The sequence below is a fragment of the Lentzea jiangxiensis genome, assembly GCF_900104175.1.
Taxonomy (GTDB): Bacteria; Actinomycetota; Actinomycetes; order Mycobacteriales; family Pseudonocardiaceae; genus Lentzea; species Lentzea jiangxiensis.
Genome location: NZ_FNIX01000001.1, coordinates 1,351,420 through 1,363,945 on the forward strand (window position 1 = coordinate 1,351,420; position 12,526 = coordinate 1,363,945).

The 12,526-nt window shown below is 69.4% G+C and carries 13 protein-coding genes; 8 read left to right on the plus strand and 5 right to left on the minus strand.

Annotated elements, in window-relative coordinates; translation table 11 throughout:
- Window positions 1–43 precede the first annotated feature (43 nt).
- Entirely contained in the window at window positions 44–691 is a 648-nt protein-coding gene (locus BLQ91_RS06675) for a DUF2461 domain-containing protein (RefSeq protein ID WP_090095693.1), read from the plus strand.
- Here the strand turns inward: BLQ91_RS06675 and BLQ91_RS06680 are convergent.
- Window positions 639–983 (minus strand): VanZ family protein, encoded by a 345-nt coding sequence (locus BLQ91_RS06680; RefSeq protein ID WP_090095694.1) that lies wholly within the window; start codon window positions 981–983, stop codon window positions 639–641. The genes BLQ91_RS06675 and BLQ91_RS06680 overlap by 53 nt on opposite strands.
- A gap of 64 nt (window positions 984–1,047) precedes the next feature.
- Here BLQ91_RS06680 and pyk point away from each other — a divergent pair, with 64 nt between their 5' ends.
- From pyk to BLQ91_RS06695, 3 genes are all read left to right on the plus strand, one after another.
- On the plus strand, window positions 1,048–2,472 hold the full coding sequence (pyk, locus tag BLQ91_RS06685) for a pyruvate kinase (RefSeq protein WP_090095695.1): 1,425 nt from the start codon (window positions 1,048–1,050) through the stop codon (window positions 2,470–2,472).
- A gap of 103 nt (window positions 2,473–2,575) precedes the next feature.
- Window positions 2,576–3,502: an acyl-CoA thioesterase II gene (gene tesB / locus BLQ91_RS06690; protein ID WP_090095696.1), complete on the plus strand. Its 927-nt coding sequence runs from the start codon at window positions 2,576–2,578 to the stop codon at window positions 3,500–3,502.
- A gap of 78 nt (window positions 3,503–3,580) precedes the next feature.
- Window positions 3,581–3,991, plus strand: a complete 411-nt coding sequence (locus BLQ91_RS06695; RefSeq protein WP_218130159.1) for a nuclear transport factor 2 family protein — start codon at window positions 3,581–3,583, stop codon at window positions 3,989–3,991.
- Window positions 3,992–3,995: 4 nt separating this feature from the next.
- On the opposite strand, the gene BLQ91_RS06700 is transcribed toward BLQ91_RS06695, so the two are convergent.
- Entirely contained in the window at window positions 3,996–4,502 is a 507-nt protein-coding gene (locus BLQ91_RS06700) for an Lrp/AsnC family transcriptional regulator (protein WP_090095697.1), read from the minus strand.
- 60 nt (window positions 4,503–4,562) lie between these two features.
- Between BLQ91_RS06700 and BLQ91_RS06705 the strand changes: the two genes are divergently transcribed.
- On the plus strand, window positions 4,563–5,156 hold the full coding sequence (locus tag BLQ91_RS06705; protein WP_090095698.1) for a LysE family translocator: 594 nt from the start codon (window positions 4,563–4,565) through the stop codon (window positions 5,154–5,156).
- Here the strand turns inward: BLQ91_RS06705 and BLQ91_RS06710 are convergent.
- Window positions 5,139–5,441: a DUF2218 domain-containing protein gene (locus BLQ91_RS06710; RefSeq protein ID WP_090095699.1), complete on the minus strand. Its 303-nt coding sequence runs from the start codon at window positions 5,439–5,441 to the stop codon at window positions 5,139–5,141. The genes BLQ91_RS06705 and BLQ91_RS06710 overlap by 18 nt on opposite strands.
- Before the next feature lie 121 nt (window positions 5,442–5,562).
- Between BLQ91_RS06710 and gndA the strand changes: the two genes are divergently transcribed.
- Window positions 5,563–6,993 (plus strand): NADP-dependent phosphogluconate dehydrogenase, encoded by a 1,431-nt coding sequence (gene gndA, locus BLQ91_RS06715; RefSeq protein ID WP_090095700.1) that lies wholly within the window; start codon window positions 5,563–5,565, stop codon window positions 6,991–6,993.
- Window positions 6,990–8,525, plus strand: a complete 1,536-nt coding sequence (gene dacB / locus BLQ91_RS06720) for a D-alanyl-D-alanine carboxypeptidase/D-alanyl-D-alanine endopeptidase (RefSeq protein ID WP_176959588.1) — start codon at window positions 6,990–6,992, stop codon at window positions 8,523–8,525. Before gndA ends, dacB begins: the two co-directional genes overlap by 4 nt.
- A gap of 55 nt (window positions 8,526–8,580) precedes the next feature.
- Here the strand turns inward: dacB and BLQ91_RS06725 are convergent, their stop codons facing one another.
- Both BLQ91_RS06725 and BLQ91_RS06730 read right to left on the minus strand, forming a co-directional pair.
- Window positions 8,581–10,806 carry a SulP family inorganic anion transporter gene (locus BLQ91_RS06725; protein ID WP_090095702.1) on the minus strand — a complete coding sequence of 742 codons (2,226 nt, stop codon included), beginning with the start codon at window positions 10,804–10,806 and terminating at the stop codon, window positions 8,581–8,583.
- Window positions 10,807–11,204: 398 nt separating this feature from the next.
- Window positions 11,205–11,522, minus strand: a complete 318-nt coding sequence (locus tag BLQ91_RS06730) for a hypothetical protein (RefSeq protein ID WP_090095703.1) — start codon at window positions 11,520–11,522, stop codon at window positions 11,205–11,207.
- Window positions 11,523–11,668: 146 nt separating this feature from the next.
- On the opposite strand from BLQ91_RS06730, the gene BLQ91_RS06735 reads away from it, so the two are divergent.
- Window positions 11,669–12,517: a helix-turn-helix domain-containing protein gene (locus BLQ91_RS06735; protein ID WP_090096049.1), complete on the plus strand. Its 849-nt coding sequence runs from the start codon at window positions 11,669–11,671 to the stop codon at window positions 12,515–12,517.
- The last annotated feature ends 9 nt before the right edge of the window (window positions 12,518–12,526 follow it).

Genomic DNA, 12,526 nt, shown 5'->3' on the forward strand with positions numbered 1-12,526 from the left:
AACGAATTTTCACGCACATGGGCGATCGGCCTAGGCTGACTCGGTGACGTTCAGCGGTTTCGGCGAGTACGCCATCGACTTCTTCGACGGTCTGGTCCTGGACAACTCGAAGGCGTACTGGGACGACAACAAGGAGACCTACCTGCGCGACGTGCGCGCCCCGATGGAGGCGCTGCTGCTCGCGCTGGAGAAGGAGTTCGGCGAGGGCAAGGTGTTCCGCCCGTACCGCGACGTGCGGTTCGCCAAGGACAAGACGCCCTACAAGGACCACTGCGGCGGCGTGATCGAGAAGGGCCGCGGCGGCGGCGCGTACTACGTGCAGCTCAGCCCCGAGGGCCTGATGACCGGCGGCGGCTCGTTCCACATGCACTCCGACCAGCTGGCCCGCTACCGCGCCTCGGTCGACGCGCACGGCGTCCTGCTGCGCAAGATCGTGGACAAGCTCGTCGAGCAGGGCTGGACGCTCGCGGGGGACGTGATGAAGACGAAGCCGCGTGGGTTCGCCGACGACCACCCGCACCTCGACCTGCTCCGGCACCGGTCGATCTACGTGCGCAAGGTGTGGGAGCCGGACGACGTGCTGCACGAGCCGGAGTGCCTCGACCGGGTGCGCAAGTCGTGGAGGCAGCTCAAGGACTTCAACGCGTGGTGCGAGGACCACGTCGGCGTGAGCGAACAGCCGCGGCGATAGCCCAGCCCAGGCCGATGCCGAGCACGTCCACCAGCGCGTCCACCACGTCGCCGCTGCGGTGCAGCGGCGTGATCACCTGCTGAAGCACCTCCGAAACACCCGCGTAGACGACGAGCGCGAGCAGGATGCGAGGAATCCTCGCGTACAGGCCGGTGAATGCCAGGAGTGCGAACAGCACCGCGTGGACCACTTTGTCCGTGCCGGGTGGCGAGTTCGGCACACCTGACTCCGGGGTGAACAGCACGACGACGCTGAGCAACGCCGCGGTCACAAATGGCAGTACTCGACCCATTCCGGAAACATTACCGATGGGTAGTTCGGGATCGGTCCAGGAACCAGGTCTACTCTCTCTAGACGTGAGTCGACGCGCAAAGATCGTCTGTACCCTCGGTCCCGCCACCGGCACGCCGGACAAGGTTCGCGACCTGGTAGCGGCCGGTATGGACGTGGCCAGGATGAACTTCAGCCACGGCAGCCATGCCGACCACAAGCAGGTCTACGACATGGTTCGCGCCGCAGCCGACGAGTCCGGCCGCGCCGTGGGCATCCTCGCCGACCTCCAGGGCCCCAAGATCCGTCTCGGCCGTTTCGCCGCGGGTCCGGTCGACTGGAACACCGGCGACGTCGTCCGCGTCACCGTCGAGGACGTCGAGGGCACGCACGACCGCGTGTCGACGACGTACAAGGAGCTCGCGAAGGACGCCAAGGTCGGCGACCGCCTGCTCGTCGACGACGGCAAGGTCGGCCTCGTGGTCATCGACATCGAGGGTTCCGACGTCGTGTGCGAGGTCACCGAGGGCGGACCCGTCAGCAACAACAAGGGCCTCTCGCTGCCCGGCATGGACGTCTCCGTGCCGGCGCTGTCGGAGAAGGACATCGAGGACCTCGAGTTCGCGCTCTCGCTCGGCGTGGACTTCATCGCACTGTCGTTCGTCCGCTCGCCCGCCGACATCGACCTGGTCCACCAGGTCATGGACCGCGCGGGCAGCAAGCGCCTCCCGGTGATCGCGAAGATCGAGAAGCCGGAGGCCGTGGACAACCTCGAGGCCATCGTGCTCGCCTTCGACGGCGTCATGGTCGCCCGCGGTGACCTGGGTGTCGAGCTGCCGCTCGAGCACGTGCCGCTGGTGCAGAAGCGCGCGATCCAGATCGCCCGCGAGAACGCCAAGCCGGTCATCGTCGCGACCCAGATGCTCGACTCGATGATCACGAACTCCCGCCCGACCCGCGCCGAGACGTCCGACGTCGCGAACGCGGTGCTCGACGGCGCGGACGCCCTGATGCTGTCCGGCGAGACCTCGGTCGGCCGCTACGCCATCGAGTCCGTCCAGACCATGGGCCGCATCATCGAGGCCGTCGAGACCGAGTCGGTCGTCGTGCCCCCGCTGACGCACGTCCCGCGCACCAAGCGCGGCGTGATCTCGTACGCGGCCCGCGACATCGGCGAGCGCCTCAACGCCAAGGCCCTGGTCGCGTTCACGCAGTCCGGCGACACGGTCCGCCGCCTGGCCCGCCTGCACACGCACCTGCCGCTGCTGGCCTTCACACCGGAGCCCGCGGTCCGCTCGCAGCTGTCGCTGACGTGGGGCACCGAGACGTTCCTGGTCCCGAAGGTGGAGTCCACCGACGAGATGGTGCGCCAGGTCGACGTCGCCATGATCGAGATCGGCCGCTACCAGGCCGGTGACCTCATGGTCGTCGTCGCGGGCTCGCCCCCCGGCACGATCGGGTCGACGAACCTCATCCGCGTGCACCGGCTCGGCGAGGACGACCACGCGTAAGTGGCTGGGCTCTCAGCCCGATACGTCGTGCCACCCGGCCCCGTCCCCTCATACTGGTCGTGAGGGCGCGGGGCCGATGCCGTGCCGCTAGGAGAGTTCTGCCGTGACTGAGGCCGCCCGTGCCGCTGCCGAGAGCCCGTCGGGCCTGACCGGACAATCCGCAGTGGACGACCTGGTCGCGTTGCTCGACCTGGAACGCATCGAGGAGAACATCTTCCGCGGCGTCTCACCCGCCGAGTCGCCGGTGCGCGTCTTCGGCGGTCAGGTGGCGGGCCAGGCCCTGGTGGCCGCCGGCCGCACCGTCCCGGTCGAACGCCGGGTGCACTCGCTGCACTCGTACTTCATCCGGCCCGGCGACCCGCGCGTGCCGATCGTCTACGAGGTGGACCGCATCCGCGACGGACGCTCGTTCACCACCCGCCGCGTTGTCGCCGTGCAGCACGGCAAGGCGATCTTCTCGCTGTCCGCGTCCTTCCAGCTGGAGGAGCAGGGCGTCGAGCACACCTCGGACATGCCGCCGGTGCCGGACCCCGAGTCCTTGCCGACGTGGAGCGAGTCCGCCAAGAGCTACCCGCTGGTGAACCTGAAGTTCCCGCGCCCCATCGACGTCCGCTACGTGACCGAGCCGCCGTGGGAGTCGCGTGAGGACGGTCCGGGCGAGGCCGCGTCACAGGTGTGGATGAAGGCCGACGGCAAGCTGCCGGACGACCCGATGCTGCAGCTCTGCGTGATGACGTACGCGTCGGACATGACGCTGCTGGACGGAGTTCTGGCCCGGCACGGCGTTTATTGGGGTCTGGACAAGGTTCTCGGGGCTTCTCTGGACCACGCGATGTGGTTCCACCGGCCGTTCCGGGCCGACGAGTGGTTGTTGTACGACACGACCTCGCCCACCGCCTCCGGGAATCGCGGGCTGGCGACCGGGCGGTTCTTCACCCGGGACGGCGCTTTGGTCGCGACCGTGGTGCAGGAGGGGCTGATCCGGGTGATCAAGCCTTCCGGCGACGGCGACGGCGACGGCGGCGCTTAGGAGCGCCGCGTCGCCCGGAGCCCGTAGCGAATTGATCACCGGCTGCGATAGCCCGGTGTGACCAGACGAATCGGAGCAGTGGCGATCGGGCTGCTGGCGGCCGTGTTGACGGGGTGCGGCAGCACGGGCAGCGGGACAACGCTCGCGCCGGAAACACCGGCCGCCATCAGCAGTAGCGCACCGCCGGACAACTCCGCCTTGGAACAGCAGGTCCGCGCGTATTCGACCGCGTTTCTCGCGGGCAACGGTGACGTGGCCTACGACCTGCTGTCGCAGCGTTGCAAGGAGCGGAACACACGTCCGAACTTCGTGATGCTCGTGCAGCAAGCGGGCAAGTTGTACGGCCCGCAGGAAATTCGGTCCTTGAAGGTCGATCAGGCGGCAGGAGACCTCGCCCGCGTGACCTACACCTACGACAAGGCCGAGTTGGACCAGCGCGGCGAACCGTGGGTGCGCGAGTCAGGCGTGTGGCGGATCGACGACTGCTGACCCGCTAAGCCTTCCGGCGGCGGTGCGTGGGCCGCAGGTTTGAAGGCGGCGTCAGGGCGCGGGTCTCCACCCGTTCCAGCACCACCGACGAGGTCAGGTTCCGCACCTCGGTCCGCGACGCGATCTTGTCCATCAGGAACGCCTGCAGGTGCGTGGAGTCCGCGACCGCGATGTGGATCAGGAAGTCGGCCTGCCCGGAGACGTGGAAGATCGACCGCGTCTCCGGCTGGGCCATCACGAACGCCCGGAACCCGGCCACCACGACCCGTGTGTGCGGCCGCACGTTCACCGAGATCACGGCCTCCAGCGGCAGTCCGGTCGTCGCCGGGTCGACGACGGCGTGGCACCCCGTGATCACGCCGAGGTCGCGCAGCCGCCGCACGCGCTGCAGGCACGAGGACGGCGCCAGCCCGACGATCTCCGCCAGCGTCCTGTTCGGCAGGGTCGCGTCGTTCTGCAACTCCTCCAGGATGTACCAGTCGACCGAATCGAGTTCGGCTTGTTCGCGCATAACCGAACATCGTACTGACCTGCTGGAACAGGCACGAACGATGCGCAGACGATCTGCGCCATGCACATCGCGTGGACGTCGTTCCTGCTGGCGCTCGTGGTCATCACGGTCGTGCCCGGTCCCGACTTCGTACTGGTCATGGGGAACGCGGTGCGGAGCCTGCGCCAGGGCGTCGAGGCGGCGCTCGGGGTGCTCACCGGGCTGCTGGTCCACGCGACGCTCGCGACGGTCGGGTTGTCCGCTCTCGTGGCGGCGGCGCCGACGGCGTTGTTCGTCGTCAAGGCGATCGGCGCGGCCTACCTGGTCCACATGGGCTTCATGACCTTCCGGAGCGCCGGCAAGCCCGTCGGGGAGCAGCCGCGGCAGCAGAACGTGTTCCTGCGCGGCATGTTGTGCGACCTGTTGAACCCCAAGGTGATGCTCACGTTCCTGAGCCTCATCCCGCAGGCGATGGACCCGAACGCCGCACCCCTGCCGCAGGCGGCGCTCCTCAGCGCGGTCACGGTGGGCGTGTTCGCGGTGTTCTGGGTCCTCGTGGTGCCCTCGGCGCGTCAGCTGGGCCGGTTGCTGAGCAAGCCGAAGACGCGTGCCGTGTTCGAGCGGATCTGTGGGACCGCTCTCATCGGGCTGGCGGCGTCAGTTCTCGCTACCTGAGTCCCACGTGACGGAAAGCTCGTCGCGGGTCCCGAACCGGACCAGGTGCCGTTCGACGACATCGCGCAGCCGGGCCACGTCCTGTTCCGACGACGAGACCACACGCATGATCAGCGCGTCGGACGAGGCCTCGAACTCCGCCAGGCCGCCCGAGAAGCGCACGAACCCGCGTCCGTCCTCCCAGGACCCTTCGAGGTCCTTGTGCGTGAAGTGCTTCACCATCTGCGATCCGTACCTGGAGGCACGGTCGGTCGCCGAGCGTCCCACGCTCGTGAATTCCGTCATGAAGCCAACGTACGCCTAGCACTACGTACCGGCAGGTGACGCGGTTCACCTGGCGAAACGAAGGCTGAGAACACCCTGTGACGTCTCGCGCAACGCCGGAGAACACGGCAGGCTGTGCGCTATGACGGAAGGCAAAGCACGTATCGCGGTCACCGGTCTGGCCACCATGGGCAGCAACCTCGCGCGCAACCTCGCGCGCAACGGCTTCAAAGTCGCCGTGCACAACCGGACGCCCGCGAAGATGAAGGCCCTGCTCGACGAGCACGGCCACGAGGGCGACTTCGTCGGCGCCGAGACGCTGCAGGACCTGGTCGACAGCCTGCAGACGCCGCGCCAGATCATCATCATGGTCAAGGCGGGTGGTCCGACCGACGCCGTCATCGACGAGCTGAGCGGGATCCTCGAGCCGGGCGACATGGTCATCGACGGCGGCAACGCCCACTACGCCGACACGCGGCGCCGTGAGGCCGCGCTGAAGGAGAAGGGGCTGCTGTTCGTCGGCGCCGGCATCTCCGGTGGCGAGGAGGGCGCGCTCAACGGCCCCAGCATCATGCCGGGCGGCCCCGCCGAGTCGTACAAGCACGTCGGGCCGGTCTTCGAGGAGATCGCGGCGAAGGTGGACGGTCAGCCGTGCTGCGTGCACGTCGGACCGGACGGTGCCGGGCACTTCGTGAAGATGGTGCACAACGGCATCGAATACGCCGACATGCAGCTGATCGCCGAGGCGTACGACCTGCTGAGCCGCATCGGCGGGCAGACGCCGGCGGAGATCTCCGAGGTCTTCACGCAGTGGAACTCGGGTGACCTGGAGTCGTACCTGGTCGAGATCACCGCCGAGGTGCTCAAGCACGTCGACGCGAACGGCACGCCGCTGGTGCAGGTCATCGAGGACGCCGCGGAGCAGAAGGGCACCGGCCGCTGGACCGTGCAGGAGGCGCTGGAACTGGGCGTCCCGGTCACCGGCATCGCCGAGGCCGTGTTCGCGCGGTCCCTGTCCGGCCACACCGACCAGCGCAAGGCCGTGCGCGACGCGTTCGGCGCCAGCGAGGTCGTCGCGAAGCCGGACGCCGAGCTCGTCGACGACGTGCGCCAGGCGCTCTACGCGTCGAAGGTCGTGGCGTACGCGCAGGGCTTCGACATGATCCGCGAGGCGTCCAAGAACTTCGACTGGAACATCGACCTCGGCGCGATGGCGACGATCTGGCGCGGCGGCTGCATCATCCGCGCGCGGTTCCTCAACCGCATCCGCGAGGCGTACGACAACAACGCGGATCTCGCGTCCCTCCTGGTGGACGACTACTTCCGCGACGCGGTGCGCGACGCGGAGGCCGCTTGGCGCAGGGTCGTGGTCCGTGCGGTCGAATCCGGCGTGCCGACGCCTGGCTTCGTGTCCGCTTTGGCCTACTACGACGGACTTCGTTCGGAGCGCCTGCCCGCCGCACTCGTTCAGGGACAGCGCGACTTCTTCGGCGCGCACACGTACAGGCGCATCGACAAGAGCGGTAGCTTCCACACGTTGTGGTCGGGTGATCGATCAGAGGTGGAAGCGTGAAACTACGAATCCTGGGGGTGGTCGTCGCTGCGGCGGCAGGGTTGACCCTGACGTCGAGCGGCGGCGCGGGAGCGGCCGGCAACGAGGCGCTCACCGCGGACCTCGACGCGATCCTGGCCGACAACGCGCTCAAGGGCGCGGACGTCGGCCTGGTCGTGCGGGACGCCGGTACCGGTGAAGTGATCTACACCAGGCAGAGCGGCAGGCGTTCCCAGGTCGCGTCGAACCTGAAGCTGCTCACGACGGCGACGGCGCTGGACCTGCTGGGCCCGGACCACCGCTGGAAGACCGAGCTGGTCTCCAGCGGCACCACGTCCGGGTCGACGCTCAACGGCGACCTGGTGCTGCGCGGCGGCGGTGACCCGACGATGTCCCGGCTGCGCTACCAGCAGCTCGCGGACACGCTGAAGGCCAGCGGTGTCACGAAGGTCAACGGCGCGTTGGTCGTCGACGACACCAAGTTCGACGCGCAGCCGTACGGCACGGGCTGGGCGTGGGACGACGAGCCGTACTCCTACAGCGCGGAGACCTCGGCGCTCACGCTCTCGCCCGACGCGAAGTTCAGCGCCGGCACGGTGGTCGTGCGCGTCAAGCCGGGCGCCGCGGCGGGTGCCCCGGCCGTCGTGACCGTCGAGCCGGCGAACGACCACGTGCAGATCGCGTCCACGGCGACCACCGGCGGCGCCGGCGTCGTCGTGGAGCGCGAGCACGGCACGAACGTGATCAGGGTGAGCGGGTCCACGAACGTCGAGACCACGCGGCTCTCGACGGTCAAGGACCCGACCGGCCTCGTCAGCTCGGTGTTCCAGAAGGCGTTGCAGGCCAGCGGCATCACCGTCACCGGTGGGGTGAAGAGGGCCAAGGCGCCGGCCGGTGCCGCGGTGCTCGCGACCGACACGTCGATGAAGCTCAGCGAGCTGAACGTGCCGTTGCTCAAGGACAGCAACAACATGCTGGCCGAGGTGCTGGTCAAGACCGCGGGCGGCTCGTTCGTCAACGGCGTCAACCAGCTCAGCACCAAGTGGGCGGGCCTCGGCGTCGACCCGAACGCCGTCGAGGTCTTCGACGGCTCCGGCATGTCGCGGCTCGACCAGTTCTCGCCGGACGACCTCACCTCGGTGCTGGTCAAGGCGAGGACCAAGCCGTGGTTCGCCGCGTGGCAGGCGTCGCTGCCGGTCGCCGGTGTCGACGGCACGCTGGTCAACCGCATGCGCGGCACCCCGGCGGCGGGCAACGTGAAGGCCAAGACGGGCTCGCTGTCCGGCGTGTCCGGCCTGTCCGGCTACGTGCGCACGGCGGCCGGCCGTGACCTCGTGTTCTCGGTGGTGCAGAACAACGTCCTGCTGTTCAACAACCCGAGGAACATTGAGGACAGGATCGCCGTGCGCCTGGCCTCGGACGGCGCCGCCCAGCCGGCCTCGCCGCAGGTCCAGTCGGTGCCGCAGCAGCGCAAGGCCCCGGCGCAGGACCGCACCGCGGTTCCGGTGAAGGAGCGCTTCGACGTGGAGTGCTCCTGGGTCGGCACCTGCTAGGAGAACGTGCGTTGTGGAGCCGCCCCGAGCGATTTTCGGGGCGGCTCCACACGTTTCAGGCCGGTGACGGCACCGGCTCCAGCCCGTTGCGGTCCGGGTCGACCAGGTACACGCGGGCGTGGGAGATGTCGAAGTACAGGCCCTTCAACGACAACGTGCCCGCGGCGATCGCCTCCTTCACGCTCGGGTGCCCGAGCAGGTTGTCGAGCTGCTGGGCGACGTTCGCGACGGCGAGCCGGTCGGCCACCGGCAGCTGCGCGCAGCCGGGGGCGGTGGGCGCGTGGAACCGGATCAGCGACGGCTCGGCGTTGCGCAGCCACGAGTGCAGGTGCGAGCCGCGCGAGGCGGACCCCTTGACGAGCGCCTTCATCGCGCCGCAGTCGGAGTGCCCGCACACCACGATGGTGCTGACGTTGAGGACCTCCACCGCGTACTCGACCGCCGCGCCGACCGAGCTGTCGCCCGCCGACGGCACCGGCACCAGGTTGCCGAGGTTGCGCACGCAGAACAGGTCGCCCGGCCCGGACGTGGTGATCAGGTTGGGCACCACCCGGGAGTCGGCGCACGTGATGAACAGCTGCCGCGGCCGCTGCCCGCGCACCGCCAGTTCCTGCAGGAACGGCCGCACGAGCGGAGCGGAACGCCGTTCGAACTCGTGCATCCCGCGCAGCATCGGATCGCTCTCCGGGGGCTGTTCGGCGGACGACCGCTGGGCGGGCAGCGTGACCTCGCCGGGCGTGCCCTGCCAGTGCGACCACGGGGCGAACCAGCGCGGCAGCGGGCCCGGCAACGTCTTGCGCCGCCCCGGTCTGCCCTGGTTCGCCTGGTCGTACCAGGTGTCGTGCACCTCGTCGACCCGCACCCGGCCACCGAGTCGTTCGTACCCCTGGCGCCAGTCGTCGATCGCCTCGTACGACGCGTGGTCGAGGTAGTCGACGTGCAGCTCCAGCACCACGGTCCGGCCCAGCGGCAGCCTGCGCAGCTCACGCACGAGCCGCCCGACCCCCAGGAACACCAGCGTTCCCCGCACGCACACCCGGTCGCCCTCGACGCGCACCGAGCAGTGCGTCAACCGGTACAACGCGCGCAGGAGCGCGACGGCGAGGCCGGTGACCACGCCCTCCAGCAGTCCGAAGAGGACGACGCCGAGCACCGTCGCGGCGTAGACGACGAACTCGCCGTGCCGCGACAGGGTCCGCATCCGGTCGACCGACACGAGCTTGAGCCCGACGACCAGCAGCACGCCGGCCAGCGCCGCCAGCGGGATCATCTCCAGCGCCGAGGAGAACGCCAGCACCGCCACCGCGATCCACAGGCCCTGGAAGATGGCGGCGCAGCGGGTCTTCGCGCCCGCCGCGACGTTCGTGGAGCTGCGGGCCAGGCCGCCGCTGATGGGGAACCCTCCCAGCGCGCCCGTGAGCACGTTGCCGGTGCCCTGCGCGACGAGCTCCCTGTCCAGCCGGGCGCGCGGCCCGTCGTGCAGCCGGTCCGTGGCGACCGCCGACAGCAGCGACTCCATGCTCGCCACCAGCGCGACCGTGACGACGGCCGCGGCCACCGCGCCGACGCTGCCCTCCGGCATCTCCGGGAACACCAGGGCGTGGCTGTCCGGCAGGTCGACGCGCGCGACGTCGAGGCGCAGCACCAGCTCCAGCCCCGTCGCGACGGCCACGGCGACCAGCGGTGCGGGGATGACCGAGACGCGCGGGACCCGCGGCCACAGCAGCAGGACCGCGATCGCGACCAAGCCTGCCACCACCGACCCGAGCTGAGGACCGGTGAGCTGTTCCCGCAGCAGGGCGGCGTTCGCGGGCACGGACGACGCCGCCGTGCCGCCGAGCACCACCACGAGCTGTCCCACGGCGATGGAGATGCCGATGCCAGCGAGCATGCCGTGCACCACGGCGGGCGACAGCGACATCACCAGCCGGCTGATCCCGGTGAGCCCCAGCGCGATCTGCAGCACGCCCGCGGCGAGCGTGATCGCCGCGGTGGCGGCCCACCCGAACTGCGCGACCAGTCCGGCGACGATCACGACGAGACCGGTGCCCGGCCCGCTGATCTGCAACGGCGCCCCGCTGAGCGCGCCGACCACGACGCCGCCGAGGACCGCGGAGATGATCCCCGCCATCAGCGGCGCGCCCGTGGCGTGCGCGATGCCGAGCGACATCGGGATCGAGATCAGGAACAGCACGAAGCTCGCGGGCAGGTCGTGCCTCAGCACCAGCGGTGGACCGTGCGGGGTGTGCTCGCCGGCGTTGGACCTGGGCGGGTGGTTCACGACAGGTGTCCCTTCGGAGGAATGACGGCATGGCCCTGTGCGCCTGGGGCGCAGGGCGGGGAAGGGGAGTGGGTGGAATGAGGCTCTAGTGGCGCGGCGCGCGGCCTAAGGGCAGCAACCGGCGCGGCCGCACGGCATCGAGCTCGTCGGCGCGGTCGTGCGGGGTCGGCACGGGAACACCTCCGTGTCGGCACAGGCGTCCTGGGCGGATCGGGCCGCGTCGCCTTCCATGATGAGGCCGGGACCTGCGTTGCGGCAGATCTTTCAGCCAACCGTGTTGATCTTGATGAAGATCGTCACGCGAGGTGATGACGTAGAAGGGCCGGCTCCGGTCGGGGGGTGCGGAGCCGGCCCAGGTCGTGGCGGAACCGAGGAGTCAAACCACCGGGTTCCGGAAATCAGCCTACCGAGCGCAGGTGCTTGCCGTGCGAAGTCTGCTGCCCGACGACGGTCAGGACGAGTTGCGCGGAGAGGTAAGCACGGCACGGTGCGGGCATCCGCCTCGAGAACCAGCCGCGCCTGCAGGTCGCGCACCGGCCGTGCTCGTCGGGCTGGTGCTCGTCCAGCAGCGCCTCGACCACCGCCACCACCCTCGGGAGCTCAACCCTGGCGAGCACGAGAGCGGTCTGGTCGTCGCCGCGCTGGGCCAGATCGGTGAGCGTGGCCAGGTGCGAGTGCAGCGACTTGTCCAGTTGGCTGAACACCGTGACGGCCATCAGGCTCAGAGCTCCAGTCCTACGTAAGCAGCCCATGCAGCCTGGCGCGCCGCGCCTGCGATCTGCAAGTTGCAGTACACGAATGGATGACGTCTCTTTGCGACGCGCTCCTTTGCTCTCAAACTGGTGCGGACCAGGAGGTGTGGATGCCACGGGGTAGCAGCCCGACCCTGCGCAAGAGGCGGCTCGTGAGCGAGCTCCGGAGATTGCGCGAGACGGCCGGGCTGACGATCGAGGAGGTCGGAGAGCGCCTGGAGTGCTCGGCCTCCAAGATCAGCCGCATCGAGACGGGCCGTGTGGGGGTGAGCCCGCGCGACGTGCGGGACATGCTCGCCGCCTACGGTGCGGACACCGCCACCCTCGAGGAACTGGTCCAGCTGGCCAGGGAAGCCCGTCGCAAGGCGTGGTGGGACGAGTTCGGCGACATCGTGCCCGGTCGTTACGTGGGGTACGAGGCCGACGCGGACTCGATCAGGACCTACCAGGGGCTGATGATCCCGGGTCTGCTGCAGTGCGAGGCGTACACGAGGGCGTTGATCTCCCAGGTGCTGCCGGCCGCGAGCGCCGCCGAGATCGACCGGCGCGTCCGGTTGCGGAAGGCCCGGCAGGCCTTGCTGAGCGAGGACGACCCGTTGCGCCTGCACGTCGTGATCGACGAGGCCGCCCTGCGCCGGCTCGTCGGCGGCGCCGGGGTGATGCGCGTGCAGATGGCGCGTCTCCTCGAAGTCGGTGCATTGCCGAACGTCACGATGCAGGTCGTGCCGTTCAGCGCCGGTGGTCACGCTGCGATGGACGGCCCGTTCGTCATCCTGAGCTTTCCGGAGCGGCTCGACCCCGACGTCGTGTACATCGAAAGCACCAGAAGCGGCGTCTACCTCGAGCAACAATCAGACGTCCATTCCTACGCCGAGATGTTCGAGCGCCTCGTGAAGTCCGCCCTGAGTCAGCGGGAATCGGCAACCCTGATCACTGAGATCGCTCGTACTCTCGCGTGACCGCGATCG

Bases quoted from the DNA above. Each gene is read 5' to 3' on its own strand.
- BLQ91_RS06700 (WP_090095697.1), bottom strand. From the start codon at position 4,502: ATGCGCGAACAAGCCGAACTCGATTCGGTCGACTGGTACATCCTGGAG.
- BLQ91_RS06730 (WP_090095703.1), bottom strand. From the start codon at position 11,522: ATGGCCGTCACGGTGTTCAGCCAACTGGACAAGTCGCTGCACTCGCAC.
- BLQ91_RS06710 (WP_090095699.1), bottom strand. From the start codon at position 5,441: ATGACGGAATTCACGAGCGTGGGACGCTCGGCGACCGACCGTGCCTCC.
- BLQ91_RS06680 (WP_090095694.1), bottom strand. From the start codon at position 983: ATGGGTCGAGTACTGCCATTTGTGACCGCGGCGTTGCTCAGCGTCGTC.
- BLQ91_RS06705 (WP_090095698.1), top strand. From the start codon at position 4,563: ATGCACATCGCGTGGACGTCGTTCCTGCTGGCGCTCGTGGTCATCACG.
- gndA (WP_090095700.1), top strand. From the start codon at position 5,563: ATGACGGAAGGCAAAGCACGTATCGCGGTCACCGGTCTGGCCACCATG.
- BLQ91_RS06735 (WP_090096049.1), top strand. From the start codon at position 11,669: ATGCCACGGGGTAGCAGCCCGACCCTGCGCAAGAGGCGGCTCGTGAGC.